The sequence below is a fragment of the Phyllobacterium myrsinacearum genome (assembly GCF_014138285.1).
GTDB classification, from domain to species: domain Bacteria; phylum Pseudomonadota; class Alphaproteobacteria; order Rhizobiales; family Rhizobiaceae; genus Phyllobacterium; species Phyllobacterium myrsinacearum_A.
In genome coordinates this window covers 289,458-314,760 of the sequence record NZ_JACGXN010000005.1, presented here as the reverse complement: position 1 = coordinate 314,760, position 25,303 = coordinate 289,458, and the positions used below count along the sequence as shown (strand labels likewise).

General features: G+C 58.3%; 22 protein-coding genes. 5 read left to right on the top strand and 17 right to left on the bottom strand.

Going from position 1 to position 25,303, the window contains the following annotated elements:
- Positions 1-384 precede the first annotated feature (384 nt).
- The gene (locus FHW16_RS17610) at positions 385-1,881 is read left to right on the top strand and encodes an MDR family MFS transporter (RefSeq protein ID WP_182550538.1); all 1,497 of its coding nucleotides are present in this window, start codon (positions 385-387) and stop codon (positions 1,879-1,881) included.
- Positions 1,882-1,935: 54 nt separating this feature from the next.
- Here FHW16_RS17610 and FHW16_RS17605 read toward each other — a convergent pair whose 3' ends face one another.
- A complete protein-coding gene (locus tag FHW16_RS17605; RefSeq protein ID WP_182550536.1) occupies positions 1,936-3,729 on the bottom strand; it encodes an adenylate/guanylate cyclase domain-containing protein in 1,794 nt (597 codons plus the stop codon).
- A 63-nt stretch (positions 3,730-3,792) separates the two neighbouring features.
- Positions 3,793-4,260: an ABZJ_00895 family protein gene (locus FHW16_RS17600; RefSeq protein WP_182550535.1), complete on the bottom strand. Its 468-nt coding sequence runs from the start codon at positions 4,258-4,260 to the stop codon at positions 3,793-3,795.
- A 65-nt stretch (positions 4,261-4,325) separates the two neighbouring features.
- Between FHW16_RS17600 and FHW16_RS17595 the strand changes: the two genes are divergently transcribed.
- Positions 4,326-4,577, top strand: a complete 252-nt coding sequence (locus tag FHW16_RS17595) for a hypothetical protein (protein ID WP_246711818.1) — start codon at positions 4,326-4,328, stop codon at positions 4,575-4,577.
- Positions 4,578-4,626: 49 nt separating this feature from the next.
- Here the strand turns inward: FHW16_RS17595 and FHW16_RS17590 are convergent, their stop codons facing one another.
- The 3 genes from FHW16_RS17590 to FHW16_RS17580 are packed head-to-tail and all read right to left on the bottom strand — an operon-like array spanning position 4,627 to position 7,102.
- Positions 4,627-5,409: an SDR family oxidoreductase gene (locus FHW16_RS17590; RefSeq protein ID WP_182550533.1), complete on the bottom strand. Its 783-nt coding sequence runs from the start codon at positions 5,407-5,409 to the stop codon at positions 4,627-4,629.
- Positions 5,410-5,435: 26 nt separating this feature from the next.
- Positions 5,436-6,629 carry an aminotransferase class V-fold PLP-dependent enzyme gene (locus tag FHW16_RS17585; RefSeq protein ID WP_182550531.1) on the bottom strand — a complete coding sequence of 398 codons (1,194 nt, stop codon included), beginning with the start codon at positions 6,627-6,629 and terminating at the stop codon, positions 5,436-5,438.
- A gap of 2 nt (positions 6,630-6,631) precedes the next feature.
- Entirely contained in the window at positions 6,632-7,102 is a 471-nt protein-coding gene (locus FHW16_RS17580; protein ID WP_182550529.1) for a RidA family protein, read from the bottom strand.
- A gap of 153 nt (positions 7,103-7,255) precedes the next feature.
- Between FHW16_RS17580 and gcvA the strand changes: the two genes are divergently transcribed.
- Both gcvA and FHW16_RS17570 read left to right on the top strand, forming a co-directional pair.
- Positions 7,256-8,185: a transcriptional regulator GcvA gene (gene gcvA, locus FHW16_RS17575; RefSeq protein ID WP_182550527.1), complete on the top strand. Its 930-nt coding sequence runs from the start codon at positions 7,256-7,258 to the stop codon at positions 8,183-8,185.
- The gene (locus FHW16_RS17570) at positions 8,175-8,909 is read left to right on the top strand and encodes a glutathione S-transferase (RefSeq protein WP_182550526.1); all 735 of its coding nucleotides are present in this window, start codon (positions 8,175-8,177) and stop codon (positions 8,907-8,909) included. The genes gcvA and FHW16_RS17570 overlap by 11 nt, the downstream gene beginning before the upstream one ends.
- Here the strand turns inward: FHW16_RS17570 and FHW16_RS17565 are convergent.
- The 12 genes from FHW16_RS17565 to FHW16_RS17510 all read right to left on the bottom strand — a co-directional run bounded on the left by FHW16_RS17565 (position 8,906) and on the right by FHW16_RS17510 (position 24,036).
- Positions 8,906-9,841, bottom strand: coding sequence for an NAD(P)-dependent oxidoreductase (locus FHW16_RS17565; RefSeq protein WP_182550524.1), 936 nt, complete (start codon positions 9,839-9,841; stop codon positions 8,906-8,908). The two genes, FHW16_RS17570 and FHW16_RS17565, sit on opposite strands and share 4 nt — an antisense overlap.
- On the bottom strand, positions 9,813-12,482 hold the full coding sequence (locus FHW16_RS17560; RefSeq protein WP_182550522.1) for a nitrate reductase: 2,670 nt from the start codon (positions 12,480-12,482) through the stop codon (positions 9,813-9,815). Before FHW16_RS17560 ends, FHW16_RS17565 begins: the two co-directional genes overlap by 29 nt.
- 6 nt (positions 12,483-12,488) lie before the next feature.
- Complete coding sequence (nirD, locus tag FHW16_RS17555; RefSeq protein WP_182550521.1) at positions 12,489-12,818, bottom strand: nitrite reductase small subunit NirD; 330 nt, start codon at positions 12,816-12,818, stop codon at positions 12,489-12,491.
- Between the two features lie 4 nt (positions 12,819-12,822).
- On the bottom strand, positions 12,823-15,288 hold the full coding sequence (gene nirB / locus FHW16_RS17550) for a nitrite reductase large subunit NirB (protein ID WP_182550520.1): 2,466 nt from the start codon (positions 15,286-15,288) through the stop codon (positions 12,823-12,825).
- A gap of 1 nt (position 15,289) precedes the next feature.
- Positions 15,290-16,087, bottom strand: a complete 798-nt coding sequence (locus FHW16_RS17545; RefSeq protein ID WP_182550519.1) for an ABC transporter ATP-binding protein — start codon at positions 16,085-16,087, stop codon at positions 15,290-15,292.
- A 10-nt stretch (positions 16,088-16,097) separates the two neighbouring features.
- Positions 16,098-16,988, bottom strand: coding sequence for a nitrate ABC transporter permease (gene ntrB, locus FHW16_RS17540; RefSeq protein WP_182550518.1), 891 nt, complete (start codon positions 16,986-16,988; stop codon positions 16,098-16,100).
- Positions 16,989-16,998: 10 nt separating this feature from the next.
- The gene (locus tag FHW16_RS17535; RefSeq protein ID WP_182550517.1) at positions 16,999-18,297 is read right to left on the bottom strand and encodes a CmpA/NrtA family ABC transporter substrate-binding protein; all 1,299 of its coding nucleotides are present in this window, start codon (positions 18,295-18,297) and stop codon (positions 16,999-17,001) included.
- A 349-nt stretch (positions 18,298-18,646) separates the two neighbouring features.
- Positions 18,647-19,921, bottom strand: a complete 1,275-nt coding sequence (locus tag FHW16_RS17530) for a CmpA/NrtA family ABC transporter substrate-binding protein (protein ID WP_182550566.1) — start codon at positions 19,919-19,921, stop codon at positions 18,647-18,649.
- A gap of 30 nt (positions 19,922-19,951) precedes the next feature.
- Positions 19,952-20,539 (bottom strand): ANTAR domain-containing response regulator, encoded by a 588-nt coding sequence (locus FHW16_RS17525; RefSeq protein WP_182550516.1) that lies wholly within the window; start codon positions 20,537-20,539, stop codon positions 19,952-19,954.
- A 111-nt stretch (positions 20,540-20,650) separates the two neighbouring features.
- Positions 20,651-21,739, bottom strand: coding sequence for a M24 family metallopeptidase (locus tag FHW16_RS17520; RefSeq protein ID WP_246711817.1), 1,089 nt, complete (start codon positions 21,737-21,739; stop codon positions 20,651-20,653).
- Between the two features lie 73 nt (positions 21,740-21,812).
- Positions 21,813-23,402 (bottom strand): ABC transporter substrate-binding protein, encoded by a 1,590-nt coding sequence (locus tag FHW16_RS17515; RefSeq protein WP_182550515.1) that lies wholly within the window; start codon positions 23,400-23,402, stop codon positions 21,813-21,815.
- Between the two features lie 52 nt (positions 23,403-23,454).
- The gene (locus FHW16_RS17510; RefSeq protein WP_182550514.1) at positions 23,455-24,036 is read right to left on the bottom strand and encodes a helix-turn-helix domain-containing protein; all 582 of its coding nucleotides are present in this window, start codon (positions 24,034-24,036) and stop codon (positions 23,455-23,457) included.
- 259 nt (positions 24,037-24,295) lie between these two features.
- On the opposite strand from FHW16_RS17510, the gene FHW16_RS17505 reads away from it, so the two are divergent.
- Positions 24,296-25,294 carry an ABC transporter permease gene (locus tag FHW16_RS17505; protein WP_432652046.1) on the top strand — a complete coding sequence of 333 codons (999 nt, stop codon included), beginning with the start codon at positions 24,296-24,298 and terminating at the stop codon, positions 25,292-25,294.
- The last annotated feature ends 9 nt before the right edge of the window (positions 25,295-25,303 follow it).

Below are 25,303 nucleotides of genomic sequence, written 5' to 3'. Positions count from 1 at the left end.
GTCAATCTGGGAGTAGGTGCGTTCCACGGGCGGTTCCTTGCATTGGATAAACCATTGTTATCTATTGCAAGTCGCACTTCATCCTTGAACCCACCTTTGCCGGTGCATAAATCGCATAAGATAGCTTATGGAACTGAGATTGGCATCTGCGGCTTTGCGGATCGTTCCTGATATTTCATGCAAACGTGATGATGGGCAGCGGCAATGTTGTCATCAAACGATTGACATCTGACTATCCGAGGAGTTGAACTGCGCTGCGCAAGCCGCACTTCTTCAGCCCTTGCCGCCTCAAGATTCCGACCCCACAGAATATAAAGCTCGCCCGGCGGTCTTCAATGACCCCGCAACCACTGTCCCGGCGAGTGGAAAGCCAGAACAAACAAAATGTCTCAATCCGTCGATCGTTCGAAGCGTCCGTTGATTATTGCCTCGATTATGCTGGCAACATTCATGGTGGCAATTGAAGCCACAATTGTTGCCACCGCCATGCCGCGAATCGTCGGGCAGCTCGGCGGCTTCACCTATTACAGCTGGGTATTCTCCGCGTTCCTGCTGGCACAGTCGACGACAACCGTCATCTACGGCAAACTGTCCGATATTTTCGGCCGCAAACCAATGCTCATCGGCGGTATCGTTATTTTCCTTGCCGGCTCGGCACTGGCCGGGTTCGCCTGGTCGATGACATCGCTGATCGCGTTCCGCCTGTTGCAGGGCCTTGGTGCCGGAGCCATCCAGCCGGTGACGATGACCATCGTCGGCGACCTCTATAAACTTGAAGAGCGCGCCAAAGTTCAGGGCGTGCTTGCCAGCGTCTGGGCGATTTCCGCCGTGACGGGTCCTCTTGCCGGCGGGCTGATCGTGGATCACTTTTCCTGGGCGTGGATTTTCTGGATCAACCTTCCCATCGGCCTGCTGACGATCATTGGTTTCACGCTTTTCCTGCACGAGAAGATTGAACCCCGGAAAGCCAAGATTGATTATCTCGGCACCATTCTGTTTTCGATATCCATTGTCTCTCTGATGGTTATCCTGACCGAGACAGAGGCCGATCTATGGATATTGGTATCGCTGGCTGCGGTATTTGTCGTGACCGGAGTTCTCTTCTTCCTGCAGGAACGCCGTGCGCCGGAGCCAATCATTTCGATTGCACTCTGGAGCCGCCGTCTTGTCGCGACGAGCAACATAGCGACGCTTCTTGCCGGCATGGCACTGATCGGCTTGACGACAATTCTGCCGATCTATGTACAGGGCGTACTCGGTCGCTCACCCCTCGTTGCCGGATTCACACTGACTATGCTGATTGTCGGCTGGCCCTTGGCCGTCATGCTTGCCAGCCGTTTCTTCCGGGCATTCGGAATCCGTACCACATTGCGTGTGGGAAGCCTGATGTTTCCAATCGGGGCATCGTTCCTGCTGTTCCTCACGCCGGAAAGCAGTCCGATCTATGCGGGTATCGGTTCGTTCCTCATGGGCTTCGGCATGGGGCTGATCAGCCTGACCAGCATGGTACTGGTGCAGGAAAGCGTTGAGTGGTCCATGCGTGGCAGCGCCACCGCATCGATCATCTTCTCGCGCAGCCTCGGCAACACGCTCGGTGCAACGACACTCGGCGCCATACTCAACATAGGCATTACACATTTTGGCAGCGGTGATCTGGCCAACAAGCTGCACGAGGTGATCAATCAGCCAACAGGTCTGTCCAGCCTGTCGGCGAACCCCGATATCCGTTTCGTGTTTCATTCCGCCTTGCATTGGAGTTTCTGGGGTGTGTTCGCGGTGGCCATCCTCACCTTTGCCACGACCTGGCTCATTCCGGTGTCACGCGAAGCGGGCCGCAAGCCGCCAACACAGACCGAGATGCAGGAAGCACTGTCGTCCTGACCGGGCGCCATTGCACCGCGCGTTCACATTGCACGGGTCCGGTTGCTCGGGGTGCTATCCCTCGGGCAATCCCGCCTTGCGCAAGGCATCGAGATAGCGTTGCAGATGTTCGGGTTTTTTCCAGGGAACCCCAGTGCGCGTCAGGGCAATGGTGGTTTCGGGAGCAACGCTCAAAAGCCCATCCAGCGCGCTACGCATCGCATCGGCATCGCCCATCTCTCCCAGTGCCGCCAGAAGCACCCGGTGGCCAGTCGGAAAATTGTAGTTCATGTGCAAAGCCTTGCGCGCCCATTCCGCGGCAGCGTCGAAATGTCCGTCGGCAAACTCGGCCATGCCAAAGAAGGCGAACGTCCAGTAATTGGCTGGATCTCGTGGACTCAGCCGTATGGCCATCTTCAGGGTTTCCCGCGCATTGTCGCTCTCGCCGGCAAGCGCGTAATACCCCCCGCCCCACATCCGCGCGAATGCCAGATTGGGATTAAGGTCAATCGCCGTTTCCAGACAGCGGCGGGCATCGTCGAAACGCCGCATGAACAGCCCGACCGAACCGAGGATCGTATGCGCCTCAGCATCCCTTTCATCGACGTCCACCGCTATCCGCGCCATTTCCTGCGCTTCAGCCATGGATGCCGCAGGGTTCGGACTCCATGCGTAGAGAACGTCGACAATCTGGCACATGGCGTAAACCACGCGCGCCCTTGCCAGACCCGGATCAATGGCTATGGCCTTCAGCGCAAAGTCCTTGGCTGCCGCGCTGTCTTCCCGCGTCCAGCGCCAGGCATGCCAGCTGGCACGCATCGCATAGTCCCAGGCGTTCAGGCTGGCAGGATCTTTCCGGCGGGCGCGCTTCATTTCCGCGCCAATGAGTTCGGGGGTAACGACGCCGACAATACTGGCTGTGATATCGTCCTGAACCGCAAAGATATCATCCATTTGGCGGTCGAACTGATCAGCCCAGATGTGATTGCCCGTGGCAGCATCAATCAGCTGCGCGGTGATCCGCACCCGGGCACCGCTGCGCCGGACACTGCCCTCCAGGACATAACGCACGCCGAGTTCCCCGGCGACCTGCTTGATGTCCACGGCTCCGCCCCGGTAGGTGAACGAGGAATTGCGGGCGATGACGAAGAAAGCCTGATTGCGCGCGAGACCCGTAATGATGTCTTCCGCGATCCCGTCGGCAAAATATTCCTGATCCTTGTCGGCGCTCATATCCTGGAAGGGCAGCACCGCAATCGCCGGCTTGGCGGCATCCTCTGCCACCGGATCACGGGTTGCAGACCGCTTGGCACCAGCCATGATCTCCAGCACCACCCGGTAGACACGAATCCGCTTCTTGATGTTCTTGACCTGCCGCTCGCCAAGATCTTCAAAGGTGAAGGCCACCTTGCCCGCGACCTGTTCAAACACATTGGCGGTGATCGATATGCCCCCAGGTTCGGCCAGTGCTTCCATTCTGGCCGCGATGTTGACGCCATCCCCGAATATATCGTCGCCATCAATAACGATATCGCCGATATTGATGCCCGCCCGATACTGGATGCGCTGATCTTTCGGAACGCTCATCTCGGCCTCCGCCACTGCCCGCTGGATCAGAACGGCGCTCTCGACCGCATCGACGACACTGCCAAACTCGACAAGCAGTCCATCACCCGTGGTTTTGACGATACGACCGTTATGGTCGTGCAAAACGGGATCAATCAACTGCTGTCGATGCAGGCGCAGGCGTGCGATCGTTGCCGCCTCATCCGTCTCCATATGACTGGAATAGCTGACCATATCGATTGCCAGTATAGCAACCAGTTTGCGTGCAACGCGGTCGATAGCCAATGTTGTTCCCCGTCTCATGGCTCTGCGCCGAACTTTACGATTCTAACGTACCCAAGTCCATTTTAAACGGCGGATACTGCCTCATTTAGCCTTGGCAAGCCGCTTCAGGGCGCCGCGTCCCATAAAACCCGCGCTGAAATAGGTAATGACGAATGCAATCACCAGCCCGAGGCCCACGAGAAGCGTGACGAAAAACGGATCAATCTGTCCAAGCCCGAGGTAGCTGGTTATATTGGCGAGGCTGATAGACCCCATTGCGAGGTAGGTAAAAACCAGCAGCGTTGCAATGTTGATAACAAGTGTAATGATCGCCACACTGAGTGAAAATCGTACTTTTTCGCCTGATGTCATCACCCGGCCCGTCGTTCTTGCGAACAGATCAAAAGCCGGAGCAAGGGCGGCGACCAGCGTAATAATCCCCATGGCACTGGGCATTTTGAGGTTCAGCAACACAATCGCCACCTGCACGACAATCACACACAGTATGAAAGCGAGGATAAAGCGGATGAGAGTCGGAGTAAGACTGGTCTGAACTGGAGAAGAACTCATTTTGTCGTGTCTCGCATTCGTGGGAAATATTCGGATCAGAATCCGAGATTGACTGTATTCAATCATTGCTTGTCAAGCGCGCCGTTTCGGCATCGTCGCAGACAGGAACAAGGTCAGAACCCTCCTCCACCTTTGATCCGGTTCACAACGCGGCTGGTCCTGATGCGGATGGTCTCTCGATCACGGTCAGTGGCGGCCTGACATTCGCTCATCGAGAGAGCCCGCAAGCGCTCGATATCCTGCTGAGCCGTGCCGACACATTGCTGTATGAGGCAAAGAATTCTGGCCGCAATCGCATTGTCTCGTCAAACGCTTGAGCAGCCGGAAACGGGCGTTCCTCGCGCCCATCCCGTGATTTTACTGGAATTAGCCCAGTGTTGAGTTGAAGGCGCCGCCGTCGAGCAAGAGGTTCTGCCCGACAATGAAGCCGGAATACTGGCTGCACAGGAACGCGGCCGCAGCACCGAACTCTTCCTTTGTGCCGAAGCGGCCGGTTGGATTGGCGGCGTGGGCTTCAGCACGGGCCTGTTCGATGGAGATGCCCTTCGTTTCCGAAGTCTTTTCCAAAAGGCCTTTGATCCGGTCGGTCTCATGCGAGCCCGGCAACAGATTGTTGATGATCACACCATGACGCGCCACCTGCCGCGCGGTGCCGGCGACAAAGCCGGTGAGACCGCTGCGGGCGGCATTCGACAGGCCGAGCTGGGCAATAGGGGATTTCACCGAACCGGACGTGATATTGACCACACGGCCCCATTTGCGTTCGATCATGCCGGGCAGGATCGCATTCATCAGGTAGATCGGCGTCAGCATGTTGGCATTGACCGCCTTCAACCATTCTTCTTCATGCCAGTCTGACCAGAGACCGGCCGGCGGACCACCGGCATTGTTGACCAGAATGTCCGGCTGCGGTTCAGCAGCCAGAAGCTCCTTGCGACCCTGCTCTGTCGTCACATCAGTCGCAACGATCTGCACCTTGACGCCATAGGTATCAGCGATCTCTTTGGCCGTCTCGCGCAGCACCGCTTCAGTGCGGGCATTCAACGTCAGGTCGACACCTGCTTCCGCCAGCTTCTCAGCTACACCGCGACCAAGCCCTTTTGAACTCGCGCAGACGATTGCCCGCTTACCCCTGATTCCAAGATCCATTCTGTCCTCATCTGTCCTTCGTTCCGTCAAGCAGCCTGCTGTACAAGAGCAGCAACATTGTCGCAAAGACGGTCAATTTCATCCGTTGTGTTCAGATAGCTTACCGAAGCACGCGCAACCTCGTTGAGGCCGCGCGCCATCATATCAAGCGGCGTGTAAGGTATCCCATTTGCAGCAATTGTAATCCGCTTTTCCGCAAGTTTGCTGCGAATAGTCTGCGGCGCCATGCCCGCCACAGTAAAGGAGACCAATCCCGATTTCTCGGTCCCGAGATCGTGAATTGTCACCCCGGGAATAGCACCCAGCTGATCGCGCAATTGCCCGGAAAGCTCCCTGATCCGGTGGCGGATTGCCTCCACGCCGAGGCTTCGCGCGTGTTTCAGTGCTGCTCCCAGCCCCAACAGCAGGGCGATGGGCTTTTCACTCGTCTCAAAACGTTGCGCATCGCTCCGCACATTTGGTCCGTCTTCGCCCCATGTTGAGGAAAGGACATCGAGATAAGCTGGTTCGAGGTTTTCGAGAAATGCTTTGCGCAGATACAGGATGGCCGCGCCGCGCGGGCCGCGCAGAAACTTCCGGCCTGACCCCTTGAGCATGTCACAGCCGATGGCGCTGACGTCCACAGGGAGTTGACCGAGCGCCTGCGCCGCATCGATGAAATAGGGAATGCCCGCGGCTTTTGTCACCTTGCCGATTGCAGCAGCATCGTTGATGAGCCCGCCATTGGCAGGAAGCCACGTCAAGGCGACAAGGCGAACACGGTCATCGATCATGGCAGCCAGTGCATTGGCATCCACACTGCCGTCTTCATTCACAGGGATGGTCTCGACACGCGCGCCAGCCCGTTTGGCTGCCGCCTGCATCGTCGACAGATTGCCGCCCCATTCCTGACGGCCAACCAGAATGCGGTCACCCGCAACAAGCGGAGGCAAAGCGGCGAAGGCCAAGCCCCAGGCGGCGGAACCGCTGCTGGAGAAAGCAATCTCGGCAGGCGTGGCGCAGATGAGACCGGCGGCATCCGCCCTCGCCTCATCGATCTGGCTTGCCGCGTTAGCCGCGGCTTCCATCGGGCCATAGAGCGATTCACGTTGGAGATGCTCCGTCACAACAGCCAGTACCGTGTTCGACGGTAGCGAAGAGCCCGAATGGTTGAAGTGGGTGCTGATGGCACAGCCCGGCGTCTCCGAGCGCAGCTGTTCAATATCGAGCGCTTGCGTCACGGTCAGCCCTCCAGCTCGACCAATGCATCCACTTCAACCGCAACACCGCGCGGCAATGAGCTGACGCCGACAGCCGCACGGCTGTGGCGCCCCGCATCGCCAAACACGGCAACCATCAGATCCGATGCGCCATTGGCCACCTGCGGATGCTGGGTAAAGTCAGGCGTCGCCGCTACAAAGACGCCGAGGCGAACGATGCGGCGCACGCCTGAAATCGTCCCGTCCGTTGCAGCTGCAATCTGCGACAGCACGTTGATCGCTGCGATTTCGGCTGCCCTGCGGCCGTCATCAAGTGAAACAGATGCACCGACAACACCCAGGACGGCGTTCTCGTCATCGATACGGCTGATCTGCCCTGATATGCTCAACAGGTTGCCCGCACGGACGACCGATACATAATTGGCAACAGGCACGGATGGGACCGGCAGTTCGTGGCCAAGGGTTGCAAGCTTTTCTGCTATTGTGGCTGACATCATCATCTCCAACTGAATGTGCCGGCATCATCGGCCGCACGGACCGGCAGGTCCAATTCAAAACACCGATGTCACTGATCGATCTGGCTAATGTCAGAAAAGCCCGATATCCTGATAACCGACCCACCAACGCTCGTGAAAGCATGAGGCCAAATGCGCTCTTCCAGCACCTTGCCGCCACTGCAGGCCTTGAGAGCCTTCGAGGCTGTTGCACGGCTGATGAGCTTTCGCCGGGCGGGCGAAGAACTCCTCATCACACAAAGCGCCGTCAGTCATCATATGCGCCAGCTGGAAGAGTTTCTCGGTCTGCCGCTGTTCGTCCGCAAGCCGCGCAGCATCATCCTGACACCTGAAGGTGAGGCGTATCTTGCGCATACCACCGATGCATTTCGCCTCATCGGCGCCGCCACAGCGGAATTGCGCGGCAGGAGCAGGCGCAATGTCGTCCGCATCAGCCTGCTGCCCTCCTTTGCCGCCAACTGGCTTGTCTCACGCCTGCACAGATTTCAATCGCTGCGCCCCGATATCGATCTTGAACTCGATCCCACCCTGCGCACGGCTGACATTGCCGGTGGGGAGGCCGATATTGCCATCCGCTATGGCGACGGAAACTGGCCCGGGGTCGATGCGCGACTGCTCATGGCCGAACAGCTCAGCCCCGTTATCAGCCCGGCACTCCTGCAATCGGACAAAGCCATCGAGACCCCGCAGGATTTGCTGCGCCACACATTGCTGTTCGCAAAGAAGCCCGTCGACTGGCAGATCTGGGCCGATGCCGTGGGTCTCGATCTGTCCCCCGCCCGTACTATTCAGTTAACCGACTACAACATCACCTTGCAGGCGGCACTGGACGGTCAGGGCATTGCCATCGGCCGCATGCTGCTCATCCGTGACCACGTGCGGACCGGGCGTCTGGTGCAGCCGTTCCCGGAAACGATCACCTCCACCAGAACCTCCCACTGGCTGGTGACACCCAAAAAAGACGGGATCGCACCGGCCATTCAGGCGTTTATGGATTGGCTGATCGCGGAAACCGCGGAGGCTTCCAATCAGAAAAATGGAGAAACCAGCAATGCCTTATGAACTCTATTACTGGGACGGATTACAGGGGCGCGGCGAGTTTATCCGGCTGGCGCTGGAGGAAGCCGGTGCCGCCTATATCGACATCACCCGGGAGTCCGGTCCCGGACGCGGTACATCGGCAATGATGCGGATGCTGAAAGACGCGGGTGATTTGCACACGCCGTTCGCACCGCCTTTTCTGAAGGACGGCGAACTGCTTGTTTCGCACGTGGCCAATATTCTGTTCTATCTCGGGCCCAAACTCGGTCTCGCCCCTGAGGATGAGGGACTGCGTTATGCCGCCAACGGCCTGCAACTGACCATCACCGACTTTGTCTGCGAAGTGCACGATACGCATCACCCGATCGCGACCGAGCTTTATTACGAAGATCAGAAAGAAGCAGCAAAGGCGCGCTCGATCAGCTTCATCGACCATCGCATTCCCAAATATCTCGGCTATTTCGAGCGGACCCTTTCGAACAATCCGGCTGGCGACAAGCACAGTGTCGGCAACAGGCTGAGCTATGTCGATCTCTCGCTCTTTCAGGTGATCGAAGGGCTGAGATACGCCTTTCCCCGCGCCACGCAATTGTTCGCTCGTCAGTATCCCCTGCTGGTGGCGTTGCATGATCGGGTTCAGGAAAGGCCTAACATTGCCCGATATCTCGCGTCGTCGCGGCGTATTCCCTTCAATGAGTCAGGCATTTTCCGTCATTACCCGGAACTCGATCGGGATGCAGTCTAGGTGCGTTGAAGAACAACGGCGTTCTTGCCATCAGCACAAAAACGCTGTGCCGCGGCATCATGAAACGGTTCATCGGTCAGGGGAATGCACCTGGCCTCCCGCCGCGCCATCTGCAAGATGGCAGGCGGAACATTCCTGCCGTAAAAGATCATATCGGCCATTTGCAGCAGACGCATGGCTTTGAGTGTCAGGAGCTCGGGGTCATCACTCCCGACCGGAATGACAGTCACCGTGCCCGTTCGCGCATTCCGGTCATTGGCGATCACCATGGCCCTTGCCACCAGTTTGTCCGCCTCATCGGGCAACGGGCCAGTATCAAAGGCGCGATTGACGAAATCCTCCCAGAACAGCCTTCTCCGGTGGCCGGGTTGGAGGACCTCCGTAATATGGCCACGCAATTGTTTCGCCAGTTGCGCCCATACTGCCAATGATGCGGGCAGGATCGTCTCGACCCGCCGCCGTATCGCCTGCCCCAGAATGGGCGCGGCGCCATCGGTCGATATGCCGATCACCACGGGCGAGCGATTGACGATGGAGCCAAACTGAAACTGGCAGAATGCTGGTTTGTCGATCACGTTGCACGGCACGCCAGCTTTCACGGCCGCCTGCAGGAATGCATCCGCGTCCTGTTCCGTCGCCGTATCGGCAACCGCGATGTCAGCACCTTGCAAATCCCCTTCCGACCATCCATGCGCATGATGAAAACAGGTTCCCGCAGCGACCAGCGCAGACATTTCCTCGCTCACTGCGTCAGCGTAAACGTGAACGTCTGCTCCGGCGGCCGCCAGCAACTCGGCTTTCCATGCGGCGGCGGCTGTTCCGCCGGCGACCACGCCGCGCTTGCCCTGAAGGTTGAAAAATACCGGCAGGACGGCCAGTGGTCCAATGCTTCCGGGGCTCGGACTATTCTGCGGCCTGGACAAGATTTGCATCGACAATCCCCCTGATCTCGGCGCGGCATGAACCGCAATTCGTCCCCGCCTTCAAAGCTTCACCAATAGCTACAACGGTCTGGCAGCCACCGCGTGCAGCGCTGGCAATCTCATTGCGGCCGACGGAAAAACAGGAACAGACAATCGCGCCCTTGTCAGGCATATCCTTGCCCGGTCTTCCCGCAAGAAGCTGGAAACGGCTCTGCGCGGCTGAAAAGCTTTGCGACAGTTGCTCGCTGGCCCAACTGCGCGAAACGGCGACGGGCTGCCGGCCGATGTAAAGCGCGCCGATCAGGCCGTCACCGGCAAAGACAGCCATGCGATGCTGGCCATTCTTTTCATCGTGATAACGCAGCAGCGGCGCGCCCTCGCCGCAACCGAAAAGCGCTTCGGCAAAGGCCGCCCGATCATCCACATCCCGAAGACCGGCCAATTCGATGCGGTAACCATCATTCGTCCTGGCAAGTGCCCAGTAATCCGTGGTCATCGTGGGTGGCTTGTTGCGCAACACAGCAAAGCCGTACCAGGCTGCCTCAAAGGGCCGGATATCCACCTTTGCCATCTTCAGTGCGGGCTGGCCGGAAACCGGATCGGTCCGTGATGTCACCAGTATGTCGACGCGGGCACTACCGGAAAACTGGTTGGTCCAGTGCATGGGCACGAACACGCTGCCCCTGATCTGCCTGTCCGTCAGCAGCGCCCGGACAATGATGTTCCCATGATCGTTGTGCAGCTTGACGAGGCTTGCATCGGCAATTCCCCGCTCGGCGGCATCAAGCGGATGAATCTCCGCAAAAGGTTCGGCGAAATGGGCGGACAGACGCGCGCTCTTTCCTGTGCGCGTCATCGTATGCCAGTGATCGCGCACACGCCCGGTGTTCAGCGTGAACCGTTGATCGATTGTGACTGTATCGACCGGATGAACCGCAATGAACCGTGCCCTGCGATCAGGGGTGAAGAAGGCGCCGCCAGCAAAAAAGCGCCCGCCTGATGAACCACTGCGCTGGCTTTGCGGCCATTGAAACGGTGAGAGGGCGTCATAGCCGGTCGCAGATATGGCTGCATGGGCAGCTATATTGAAATCACGGCTGCCATCATTCTCCGTTCCTGACAGAGCGGCGTGTTCGGCAAAGATCTGTGCGGGGTTCTGATAGGCGAATGCCGTGGCAAAGCCCATGCGCTTTGCCACTTCGGTGATGATCCACCAGTCCGGTTTTGCCTCGCCGGGCAGAGTCAGAAATGGCCGTTGCCGGCTGATACGCCGTTCCGAGTTGGTGACCGTTCCGTCCTTTTCGCCCCATCCGGCAGCGGGAAGCAGCACGTGGGCATAGGCGGTTGTATCAGTATTTGCATTGATGTCGGAGACCACGACAAACGGGCACGTCTTCAGCGCCTTCGCCACGAGATCGGCTTCCGGCATGGAATCGGCAGGGTTGGTCGCCATGATCCACAGGGCCTTGATCCTGCCATCACCAACCGCCTTGAAGAGATCGACCGCCTTCAGCCCCGCCTTTGTTGCCATGGTCGGGGAGGCCCAGAAATCCTGAACCAGCCTCCGGTGCCCGGCATTCTCGATCTGCATATGGCTCGCCAGCATATTGGCGAGCCCGCCGACTTCACGCCCGCCCATGGCATTGGGCTGCCCGGTGACCGAGAACGGTCCCATGCCGGGACGGCCGATGCGGCCCGTTGCCAGATGGCAATTGATGATTGCGTTGACCTTGTCTGTGCCCGATGCCGACTGATTGACGCCTTGGCTGTAGACCGTCACGCATCGTTCTGTCCGGGCAAACAACGTGAAAAAGGCAAGCAACTGGTCAGGCGCAATCCCGGTTTTAATGGAGATTGTTTCTAGATCACATGGACTGGCAATCGCCAAAGCAGCCTCAAAACCTGTCGTATATTGAGCGATATAGGCTTTATTCAAAGCGCTCTGCTCCGCCAGAAACCCGAGCAGGCCGACAAACAGTGCCGTATCCGCGTCCGGTCGGATCTGCAGATGCATATCAGCGATATCGGCGGTCATGGTGCGACGCGGATCGATCAGGACGACGCGCATCTGCGGACGCTTTACCTTGGCAGCTGCAATCCGCTGATAAAGCACGGGATGGCACCAGGCGAGATTGGAGCCGGTCAGCACGATGAGATCAGCGAGTTCCAGATCTTCATAGGTTCCCGGAACAGTGTCTGACCCGAAGGCACGCATGTGCCCCGCCACCGAAGAGGACATGCACAGCCGCGAATTGGTATCGATGTTTGCCGAGCCGATGAAACCTTTCATCAGCTTGTTGGCAACGTAGTAGTCTTCCGTCAAAAGCTGGCCCGAAACATAGAAGGCAACACTATCCGGGCCGTGTTCCCTGATCGCCGTGCTGAAACGGCTGGCGACAAGATCAAGCGCACTGTCCCAGCTCGCCGCCCTGCCGTCGATCTGCGGCTCAAGCAGCCGGCCGTCCAGATGAACCGTTTCACCGAGTGCCGACCCCTTGGAGCAGAGACGCCCGAAATTGGCCGGATGATCCGGGTCGCCTGCTATGGCAACCGTACCGTCATCGCCGGGTGTTGCAAGCACGCCGCATCCGACGCCGCAATAGGGACAGGTGGTGCGAACCGTATCGGGAGAAAGCGCCGGATTATCCATGCCGCTCTACTCTGCGGCCACGGTGGCCAGTTCAAGCAGTGCCAGAATCCGGTCGCCATCCAGCCGGATCGCGATGGTCTTCACACTGCCCTCGTCTGCCCCAAGTGCCTTGCCCGTCTCCAGCGAGATAACCCAGTTGTGCAGAGGACAGGTCACTGCAGCGCCATGGACGATACCCTGACTGAGCGGCCCGCCTTTGTGCGGACAGTGATCATCGATTGCAAATATCTGGTCTTCCATGGTCCTGAAAACTGCAATCTTGCCGTGCGGTGTGTTCACACAGCGGGCGCCACGGCGCGGAATGTCATTGATTGTCCCGATCTCAATCCAGTTCATCATTCTACTCCGCTGCCTGCTGGTAGCCGATTTTGGCCATCGGCTGGAATTCGTGCTTGTCGACACCGGAAACCCGCTCGGACCACGGATCGACCTGCGCGAAGGTCTGGCTGAAGACAAAGCGGTCGAAATAACCACGGCGCTTCACCTCGTCCTGCATGATCTGGCGGCGGATTTCGTCGAGGCCGACACGCTTGGCCCATTTGTAGATCCGTTCGAGATAGCGGCCCTGTTCCCGGTACATCTGCGTCAAAGCCACCACGTGTTCGAGCGCCTCGTCCTCGGTCTTCACCAGGCCCAAAACTTCCGTCCCCTTGATATCCAGACCCGCCGCCCCGGCGAAATGGATTTCATATCCGGAATCGACACAGATGATCCCGACATCCTTGCAGGTGGCTTCGGCGCAATTGCGCGGACAGCCTGATACGGCCATCTTGACCTTTGCGGGTGTCCACGACCCCCACATGAACTTCTCGATGCGAATGCCGAGCCCCGTCGAATCCTGGGTGCCGAACCGGCACCAGTCAGTCCCTACGCAGGTCTTCACCGTGCGCAGCCCCTTGGCATAGGCCTGCCCCGAGACGAACCCGGCCTTGCCGAGATCGGCCCAGACGGCAGGCAGGTCTTCCTTTTTGATGCCGAGCATGTCGATACGCTGACCGCCGGTGACTTTGACGGCCGGAATGGCGAATTTGTCGACCACATCGGCGATCGCCCGCAATTCCTTTGAATTGGTGACGCCGCCCCACATGCGCGGTACCACGGAGTAGGTTCCGTCCTTCTGGATATTGGCGTGTACCCGCTCGTTGATGAAACGCGACTGGTAATCGTCAGCATACTCATCCGGCCAGTCGGCAACGAGATAGTAGTTCAGAGCCGGGCGGCACTTGGCGCAGCCGCACGATGTCTTCCATTCGAGCTCCTGCATGACAGCCGGAATGGACTTGAGCTTCTTCGCCTTGATCAGCCGGCGGACATCATCATGACCGAGATCGGTGCAACTGCACATGGGCGTTACCGCCGATGGATTGTAGGAATCGCCGAGGGTGAGCACCAGCAGCTGCTCCACCAGCCCGGTACAACTTCCGCACGAGGCGGAAGCCTTGGTATGGACGCGCACATCATCCAGCGAGGTCAGCCCCTTGCCTGATATGGCACCGGTGATCTTACCCTTGCATATGCCGTTGCAGCCGCAGATTTCCGCATCATCTGGCAAGGCTGCAACGGCCGCCATAGGGTCCAGCGGGGACCCTCCCTGATAGGACTGGCCGAAAATCAATGTGTCACGCATCTCCGAAATGTCGGTGCGCTTCTTGGTAAGATCATGGAACCAGGCGCCATCGGATGTTTCGCCGTAAAGCACCGTGCCGATGATGCGGTCATCCTTGAGCACAAGCCGCTTGTAGACACCGGCGGCGGCATCACGAAGGACAATCTCCTGCCGGTCGTCGCCCTCGCCCAGATCGCCGACCGAAAACAGATTGATGCCAGTGACTTTCAGCTTGGTCGGTGTCTCGCTGTGAACGAATTTTGCATCCGCATCATCAGCCAGTTGCGCCGACACCACCCGCGCCATCTCATAGAGCGGTGCGACAAGCCCGTAGCATTGTCCGGCGACCTCTGCGCACTCGCCGATGGCGAAAATATCGGGATCAGAGGTTTGCATACCCGCATTGACAACAATACCGCGATTGGTTTCAAGGCCAGCCTCCTTCGCGAGCATGGCGTTGGGACGGATACCCGCCGCCATGACCACCAGATCCGCAGGCAATGTTGTGCCATCGGCAAGCAGAACGCCTTCAACCTTGTTCTGGCCGAGTATCTCCTTGGTGCTGGCTTTGGTCATCACGCGGATACCGCGCTGCTCCACCGCCTGTTCGAGGAGATATCCAGCGGCGGGATCAAGCTGGCGCTCCATCAGGGTCGGCATGATATGGAGTACTGTCACATCCATGCCGCGTGATTTCAGACCGGCAGCCGCTTCCAGACCCAGCAATCCGCCGCCGATCACCACGGCTTTCGCCCGAGACTGGGCCGCAAGCAGCATGGCATTCACATCGTCAAGATCGCGATAGGTCAGAACGCCCGGCAGGTTATTGCCGGGAACAGGCAGAACGAAGGGAACTGAACCCGTCGCGATCAAAAGCTTATCGTAGCTTTCAATCGTTCCGGCATCGGAGGTGACAGTCTTTGCCTGCCGGTCAATCCCGATAATCTTGTGACCCTTGTAGAGCGTGATACCGTGCTTGATGTACCAGCCATCACCGTGGATGATGATTTCCTCGAATTCCTTTTCGCCTGACAAAACCGGCGACAGCATGATCCGGTCGTAATTGACACGCGGCTCGGCATTGAAAATGGTCACGTCATAGGTCTCAGGCGCCATCTCGAAGAGATGTTCCAGCGCCCTGCCCGGCGCCATGCCATTGCCGATGACAACGAGTTTCTGTTTTTTCGCTGCTGTTTCCATCTTATGCGGCCTCCACAAGACGGTGGCGCTCGTAAAGGAACTTCAAGACGGACGAGCGGCAGCGGATGTAGGTGGCATCGGCGGCAAGTTCGATGCGGCGGCGCGGGCGATCCAGCGGCACGTCAAGGATTTCGCCGATTCTGGCGGAAGGACCATTGGTCATCATGACAATACGGTCAGAGAGCAGCACGGCTTCATCGACATCGTGGGTGATCATCAGCACGGTATTGGCAAGCTCCGTGTGAATCTGCATCACCTGATCCTGCAGATGTGCGCGGGTCAGCGCATCCAGCGCACCAAACGGCTCGTCCAGCAACAGCACCTTGGGTTCCATCGCCAGCGCCCGGGCAATGCCGACGCGCTGCTTCATGCCGCCGGAGACTTCTGATGGACGCTTGTCCCTCGCATGCACCATCTGCACCAACTCGAGATTGCGCATGGTCCATTCATGCCGTTCCACCCGGCTTTTGCTGGATGAGAAGACCTTGTCGACCGCCAGCTTGACGTTCTCGTAGACCGTCAGCCACGGCAGCAGGGAATGGTTCTGGAATACCACCGCTCGGTCGGGTCCCGGTGTATCAACGACATTGCCTTCGAGAAACACCACGCCCCGCGTCGCCTGCGTCAGTCCGGCCACGATGTTCAGCAAAGTCGATTTTCCGCAACCGGAATGCCCGATGATCGAGATGAACTCGCCTTTCTCAACATTGAGCGAGACCTGATTGAGAACCTGTGTGCTGGTGCCGCCACGGCTGAACACCATGTCAATCTGTTCCAGGGAGAGATAGGGTTTCGACATGATAGCTTCCTCAAGCGCTTGCGGTGTTGCGGGTAACGGCCCGGGCAATGAAGGCGATGGCGCGGTCGAGCAGGTAGCCGACGATGCCGACATAGATCAGGGCCAGAATGATGTCGCTGATGCGCGAGGAGTTCCACGCGTCCCAGATGAAGAACCCGATGCCGACGCCGCCGATCAGCATCTCGGCAGCCACGATGGCGAGCCACGACAGGCCGATACCGATGCGCAGGCCGGTGAAAATATAGGGCGCGGCGGCGGGGATCATGATCTTGGTGAAATATTCGAACTGATTGAGGCGCAGCACCCGCGCAACATTCTGATAATCCTGCGGAATATTGCGAATGCCTACGGCCGTGTTGATGATGATCGGCCAGATGGCGGTGATGAAAATCACAAAGATCGCGGAGGGATTACCGTCCTTGAATGCGGCCAGCGACAGGGGCAACCAAGCAAGTGGCGGCACCGTGCGCAGCACCTGAAAGATCGGGTCGAGCCCGCGCATTGCCCACTCGCTTTGCCCCACGAGTGTACCCAGCGCAATGCCCGCAACAGCCGCGAGACAATAGCCCAGTGCCACCCGCTTCAGGCTGGCTAGAATGTGCCAGAACAGCCCCTGATCGACGCCCTGCCCGACATAGAACGGATGCGCGATCAGCTCCCATGTTTCCGAAACAACCCGCGTGGGCGGCGGAACACTTGACGTCGGCGAAGAACAGAGGATTTCCCACAGCACCAGCAGGAAGACCAAAGTGATGACAGGCGGCACCACATGCGCCGCCAGGGAGGTGAGCCATTGCGGAAAGCGGCGGGGTGAACCTGTCTTCGGCGGGACGGAAAGCGTCATGATTTTTGCCACCGGGGGCTTTTTATTCGAACGGATGGGAACGGGGCTGGCTGTCATGCCGGTTTCCTCAAGCAAAACGTTTGATTTCAAGGCTGGCGAGATAGGTTTGCGGGGCGTCCGGATCGAACACCTTGCCATCAAAGAAGGTTTCCGGACCGCGTGATGTCGAAGCCGGAATATCGGCTGCGGCAACGCCAAGTTCCTTGGCGGCTTCACGCCAGATGTCTTCGCGGTTTACCCTGCTGACCAGCGCGGCAATATCCGTGTCCGGCGCAAATTTGCCCCAGCGGATATTCTCGGTCAGGAACCATTTTTCGTGGCTCTGGAAAGGATAGGACGTGTGATCGCGCCAGAACTTCATCAGATGCGGGCTGGCTGTCTCGACACGTCCCGAACCATAGTCGTAATCGCCCTTCAACCGCCCGGCGATATCTGTTGCCGGTACATTGAACCACGCACGCTTGCCGACCATTGCAGCCAGTTCATCCTTGTTGGCGAGATCGTCCGCCCATTGCTGGGCCTCCATTACAGCCATGAGCAGTGCCTTGGTGGCATTCGGGTTTTTCTCCACCCAATCGGCACGCATGGCGAAGGACTTTTCCGGGTGCTTGGCCCAGATTTCAGCGGTATTGGCTGCGGTATAGCCGATGCCCTGATTGACGAGCTGTGCATTCCAGGGTTCACCGACACAGAAGCAATCCATGGTGCCGACCTTCATATTGGCAACCATCTGCGGTGGCGGAACGACGATGGTTTCCACGTCCTTGTCAGGGTCGATCCCACCGGCGGCGAGCCAATAGCGGATCCACAGATCATGTGTGCCGCCGGGGAAAGTCATCGCCGCCTTTGCGGCGTTGCCTTCCGCCTTCTTCTTGGCAAAGGCTTCCTTCAAAACACCCGAATTGACCCCGGCCTTCAGACCGGCATAGGCCGAGCCAACCGAAATACCCTGCGCGTCCAGATTGAGGCGCGCGAGAATGACCATCGGCAGGGGCTGATTGTTCTGGGTAACCTTGCCGGTGCTGATGAGATAGGGCATCGGCGTCAGAATATGCGCGCCGTCAATGCCGTTGCCTGCAGAACCGAGAACAAGATTATCCCGCGTTGTCCCCCATGACGCCTGCTTGACCACCTCGACATCCGGCATGCCGTGTTTGGCAAAAAGGCCCCTCTCCTTGGCGACGATCAGGGGCGACGCATCCGTCAGCGCGATAAACCCGAGTGTCGCCGTGGTGGTCTCCGGTCCGGCGCCGGCTGCATAGGCGCCGCCCGGAAGCGCAGCCTTTGCCGCGGCCAGCAGCGCCAGGGTGCCGCCTGTGCGCAGAAGCGTTCGTCTTGTCAGGCCTGTCGGCAAAATCATCTTCATCGCAATTCCCCTTTTGCAGCGCTGCTTCTGGTGCAGCTTGAGCCATAAAAAAACGCCGCTGGATGAAGTGCATTCACCCTGTCTGGTGAATGAACTCGTCCAAGCGACGTCTGTGTCTTTGAAAGCATCCGATGGCGATGCTCGCGGTTCCTGTCTTCGTTGACGGAACAATTCTTATAAAAGCAATAAATGTGCCAATTGCGGCATATAATTATAAGTCACTGTAATCAATACGTATTTTTGTATCTCCGATATTTTTGCTGAACTCAATTGAAGAGAGGCGCAGCTGAAATAAGCAGACCAGCAATCAAATCAGCTCAATTATTGTGCAGAGCACAAATTCTGCTCATCAGGTTTCGTCCCGGGTTGGGACCGGATTTTCAAGATTGTGGACATGAAATCCCCTGAGATAGGCCGGGATATCACGGGGATCGAATATGGCCCCGTCAATAAACCCGTCTTCGCGATCGCCACCCTCCACACGCATATCGTCTGACGGTATGTCCAGGCGGGGTCCGAGCGCATTGCGGTATAGATCAGGGCGGAAGGCGGTCGCGACCCTCTCCTGTTTTTCCCGGGAATGCTCGACCTGTCCCCATCGGATCATCTGGCTGAATATCCATTGCGCCTGACTGACCCACGGGAAGTTTGCACCATCGCGATGGAATGAAAAATAGTCGGGGACCGTTCGCTCGTGCCCGTCCGGATCGGTGGTGAACTTGCCCAGCAGAACCCGGTGCAGGATGTCCTCCGGCGCATCGATATAACGCGGCTCGGCCAGAACCTGCGCCAGCGCGCGGCGATTATCCGGCACATCGCACCACGCAGCTGCTCGATCCAGCGCAACGATAAGCCTCGCCAGTGTTTCACTATTTTTGTCTGCCCATTCCGGACGCACGCCAATGACCTTCTCCGGGCTGGACGGCCAGATATCTTCCTTGACGGCAACAATTCTTCCAACTTCGCGGGCAACGGCCACCATGTTCCATGGCGCGCCCACGCAGAAGCCATCGATGGCTCCGGCCGACAGGGCATCCGATGTCATTGGCGGTGGTACGACCACCAGCTTGACATCGCGATCCGGGTGGATGCCGCCAGCCGCCAACCAATAGCGCAGCTCATAATTATGCGATGAAAACGGATAGGTCGTACCGAGCACAGGCAATGGCTCGCCCCGCACCTTTATGTCGTCAATCACCAGCTTCAGGGCTTCGGCATTGGCAAGCGCACCCTCATCCCCGGCCAAATCTGCAAGCGCCTGCATACGGCGATACAGGTTAACCGACAAGGTGATGGCATTGCCGCCCCGGCCAAGCGTGAAAGGCGTGACGACAGGCGAAGGGTTTGACCCGAGTCCCAAGGCGGACGCGACCGGCATGGGCGCCAGCATGTGAGCGACATCAAACTGCCGGAAGGCCAACCGATCCCGGATATTGGCCCAGGAAACATCCTTCACAAGCTCAAGCTGAATGCCTTCGCGCGCCGCAAATCCGAACTCGGCCGCCGCGATGAGAACGGAAGCATCGACAAGAGGAATGAATCCGGCCCTGACAACGCGGGCACCTTCGCTGCGGACCGCCGATGGCGCCGCAAGGCCACCTCCCATGCCCTGGCCATTGTCCATCCGGATAAAACTCACGGCCAACCTCTCTTTCTAGCTTCCAAGCATGGCAGCGGCCATGACGACGCTTTGTGCAATGTCGGAAAGCTTCTTCTTCTCGTTCATGGCTGTCTGTCGCAGCAGCGCATAAGCCTCGCCTTCCGATATCCTGCGCGATTTCATCAAAATCCCCTTGGCGCGCTCGATGACCTTGCGCTCTTCCAGAGCGCTTTTTGCCTCGGCCAGTTCCTGTTGCAGGCGGCTGAACGCCTTGAAGCGGCTGACCGCCATATCGAGAATGGGTTTGACGCGTTCCTTTTTCAAACCGTCAACGACATAGGCGGAAACGCCGGCATCCACGGCAGCCTCGATGGACGACGTATCGGAGCTGTCGACAAACATGGCGATCGGCTTGCGCACGGAACGGCTGAGCTGGAACAGATGCTCCAGCATGTCACGGTTGGGGGTCTCGATATCGATCACGATCACATCGGGTTGAATCTGCTCGATCTGCCGGGCAAGACCAGCGATATCATGCAGAACAACCACACGATCATGCCCCGCCTCCCGCAAACCCTCTTCGATAATGGAAGCGCGGATGCGGTTTTCGTCAAAGACCATGATCGAAAGCGGTGCGGACATGCCTCAATTTTGCGCATGCACTCAAATTGTGCAATGCTACATTAAGACACATCGCCAAAAGTATGTGGACGGCCGCTTCGCGCCCGAAACGGCCGTCCATATTGCGATGGATCAAGCCTTGAAAGCGGCTCTCGGCAATTCCGACAGCACTTCTGCCCTGTTGCCGCGCATGATGACAATCTCCTCGAGGCGAAGGCCAAACTTGCCGTTGAGGTAAATCCCCGGCTCGATCGAGAACACATGCCCGTCTTCAAGAATAGCCTCGGATGTCGCGGTGATATAGGGCGGCTCGTGAACGTCGATCCCCATGCCATGGCCGGTCCGGTGCAGGAAGTATTCGCCGTAGCCCGCCTGCGTGATGACATCGCGCGCTGCTTTGTCGACTTCCTTGGCGGCAACACCGGGCTTGGCCGCGGCCAGCGCCGCCTTGACGGCCGCATCGAGAACCGCATGCACCTTGTCGAAATCTTCAGGCGTTTCACCGCAGACGGCAACTCGGGTCATGTCGCTCGGATAGCCATCACTGCGCCCGCCAATGTCGATCAACACAGCTTCGTTGGCCTTCAGCACGCGCTCACCGGTGTGATGGTGCGGATACGCACCATTTTCACCGAAACAGACGCTGGTGAATTCCGGCTTGGCATTGTTTGCCTTGTAGTAATCCCTGACAACACCGGCAATCTCGAGCTCGGTCACACCGGGCTTCAACGCGGCGAAAGCAGCACGCATCGCACCGTCATTGATGAGCGCATTGGCCTTGAGCGCGGCATATTCCGCGTCGTCCTTGCGGGCGCGCAGATAGCCGACAGTGTCGTTGAGGAAGGTGCGGGTGGCACCCGGCAGCGCATCGATCACGAGCAGGGCAAAATCCGCGCGCATCGTCTCGTCAAGCGCGATCCTGATACCCTGTTTTGTCCCCACCACATCTTTCAGCACGGCAGCAAGTGCCGTATCAGGACCCTCACCATCCGTCCATGGATAGAAAGGCAGATCCGTATGCTGGCGCGAACTGTCGGCATTGAGAGACGGCATCAGTATCCCGGCGTGATCCTTGCCGACAAACAGCATGACCGGCCGTTCGTCCCCATGGGGCGAGAGCCCGGCAAGCCAGACCATGTGCGAGGAAGGACCGACGACGACAAGATCGGTTCCGGTTTCAGCCATGCGCTCCCGCAGGCGCGCCATCCGAAGTTCAGACATTTCATTATTCCCGTTGTTATGGAGGACGAATATTGGCCGCCCGGCGATGCGGGCGACCTTTAAAGAGTTCCGGTCAGTTCTTCTTCACGAGGCGGTAGAAGACGAAATCCGAGGTTGCACCGTTCACATAGCCCGAAACATTCTTGGCGAGCGCAACCTGTGTTGCCGCCTGGAACATGACAATGATGGGCGATTTCGCCTGCACCTGCTTCTGCAAATCAACATACATTTGGTTGCGCTTGGACTGGTCGGCTTCCGCGCGCGCCGCCTTTGTTTCGGCATTGAGTTCTGCAGGTACCGCCCAGCCGTTGCGCCATGTGGTTGTCGACTGGTAATTGCCGTCCGAATTGTCCTCGTTGAAGGCAAACGCCTTGGCGTTTGAATCCGGGTCCATGAAATCTGGACCCCAATAGAGCAGCATGGCTTCATGGGTGCGGGCACGGTATTTGGTGATGACCTGGCTGCCCGTCCCCGGAATAATGTTGAAGTTGATCCCTGCCTCTGCAAAGCCCGCCTGCAGCGACTGAGCCATGTCGGTAAACGGCGTCGAGTTGATCACATCAAGCGTGACATTGATCGGTGTCTTGACACCCGCATCGGCAAGGATTTTCTTCGCCTTGGCAGGATCATATGTATAGGGCGTGTCATCCAGCGATCCGGGAAAACCCGCTGGCCAGAAAGCCTGATGCACCTGCATTTGCCCCTTGAGGAACGAGTCCGTCATACCCTTGTAATTGACAAGGTAGCGCGCGGCTTCCCAGATTGCCGGGTTGGTCAGCGCCTCATCCTTCTGGTTCAGGCTGAGGAAATGCACGGCCGCCTGCGGATAGGTCTCCACATTGACCGTACCCTTGGTCGAAAGGCTGGCGACCTGATCCGGCGTCAGGTTCTTGGCAATGTCCACATCGCCGGATTCGAGCAGCAGCTGCTGGGTCGCTGCTTCAGCCACATGGCGGATGATGACTGATTTCATCGCCGGTGCTCCGGCAAAATAGTTCGGATTGCCCGCAAGGTTGATGATCTCGGCCGGACGGAATGCTTTCAGGACAAAGGGGCCTGTACCGGCTGAATTCGCCTTTAGCCAGCCATTGCCCATGTCGCCATTGGCTTCGTGGCCCTGCACCGTCACGGCATCGATGATCGAGGCCGGGCGGGCGGCAAGCACGTTCAACACAAAGGCGGACGAGAAATCCCCATCATATTTGACGACGACCTTGTTGCCCGATGCGGTGACCATCTTGTCGATATTTTCCGGCGTCCAGCCAAGCTGTGCGAGGATGAATGCAGGAGCCTTGTTGAGACCGATGACACGCTTCCAGGAATAGACCACATCTTCCGCACGCAACGGGTTGCCGGATGTGAATTTCACGCCGTCCCGCAGCGTGAAGGCAATAGTCTTGGCGGCATCATCGACCACCCATTCGGTCGCCAGACCCGGCGCCAGTGTCTTCACGTCGGGCGCATCATATTGCACCAGGCGGTCATAGGTCTGCGTCACATATTCACCTGACGTAAACTCGTAGGCCTCGGCCGGATCGATACTGACGATATCGTCGATATTCTGGGCCACAACAAGTGCATTACCCGGTGTTGCCGCATGGGTGGGCGGCGCTGCCGATGCGATCATGGAAGCGGCCAGCAGTGCCGCCTTGAACAGTTTCATTCTTCATTCTCCTCTGGATTGTTCTTGTTGTTGGGTTTTTTTGTTGAAGGTTTTAGAGCCGGGGCCGGAACACGGGCAATGTCCCAGTCCATAGAACCCGCGCCGTTTTATCGGTGTCATTCCACCAGGCATGGGGCCGATTGCCGCGAAAATGCAGACTGTCCCCGGCCGATATCACCACTTCCTCGTCATCGAGCCTGTGGGTGATGGCACCCTCAAGCACGTAGAGGATTTCTTCGCCTTCGTGGCTAACCGTTTCGGAACGATAACCTGCCGGTATGTGCATGATGACGGACGAGAGGACGTTCCCGGCAAAATCCGCAGCGATCTGTTCGTAGACAATGGAGGAACCATCGACCGAAAACTTCTGCCGCTCGCCCTGGCGGGTCAGCGCATCTTCCGCCGTGGGTGTGGCGATAAAATAATCCACCCCGACGTCGAGGCTGCGTGCAATCTGCGCAAGCGTTCCCAGCGACGGTGTGGCATGATCACGTTCGACCTGGCTGAGATACCCGACGGAGATGCCCGCAGCGTCGCAGATTTCCTGCAATGTCATCTGCAATTGACGCCGGCGTGCCCGGATCATGGCCCCTACCTTGGGCTGTGGTGCAGCGTCACGAAGTTCGGAAGTCATGGCTGATTCCAGTCTTAGTAAAATTTCTTTGATCTAAGCAAAATTTTTTGTATGGTCCAAGCAGAATCTTCGGCGGGTTCGGGCCGCACCTGAATTTCAGACCGGGGATCTATGGGAACAGTCGACAAGCATGGGTCACCCCGTGTGTCAAAAGGGGAAGGCTCTGGATTTGGCATTCGAATCCGAAACACTCGCAGACATTGCCGCCAAGCCGGTCAGGCGGCGAAGCTTCCGCAAGAGCCGTGGCGCCCGTTTGCTGCTGGGGCTCGCCGGGTTCATCATCTCCGTGCTCATCACCTTCCTCGGGCTTCTGGCAATCACCTTCTTCATCGGTCGCGTCGTTCCCATCGACCCGGTTCTGGCAGTCGTGGGTGACCGGGCACCGCGCGCTGTCTACGAGGCGGCACGGATACAGATGGGGCTGGATCAACCGGCTTCCATCCAGTTCATCCACTATGTCGGTTCGGTCCTGTCGGGTGATCTCGGCACATCGGTGTCGACAGGCAAGCTCGTTCTCGACGACCTGAAACGCGTCTTTCCGGCAACCCTTGAAATGGCAACCCTCGGCATCATCATCGGCGTCCTGCTGGGTGTCCCCATGGGGGTCTATGCGGCAAGCCGCCGGGGTAGCCTTGTTGATCAGGCCATCCGTGTGATCGGGCTTTTGGGCTATGCGGTGCCCGCCTTCTGGCTCGGTCTCGTCGGTCTTGCCGTGTTCTATGCGCGCTTGAAATGGGTTGCCGGACCGGGGCGGCTGGATATTTTCTACGATGGCCTCGTCGACCCGGTCACTGGGATCGTGCTGATCGACAGCCTGCTTGCCGGTGAAACCGAGATCTTCTTCAATGCACTCTGGCATCTGGCACTGCCCGCCTCCGTGCTCGGGTTCTTCAGCCTTGCCTATATTGCGCGCATGACGCGTTCCTTCATGCTCGACCAGCTGTCGCAGGAATATGTGACGACCGCGCGCGTCAAGGGCGTCCCGGAGCGGCTGGTCATCTGGCGCCATGCCTTCCGTCCCATTCTTGTTCCCTTGATCACCGTAATCGGCCTTTCCTATGCAGGCCTGCTGGAGGGCTCGGTGATGATCGAGACGATCTTCTCCTGGCCGGGCATCGGCAATTACCTGACCGTGGCGCTGCTCAATGCCGACATGTCCGCCGTTCTCGGAGCCACGCTGGTGATCGGCGCCGTCTTCATCGGCATCAACAAGATTTCCGACGTGCTCTACCGCGTCCTCGATCCCCGTGCGCGTTAGGAGCTCTTG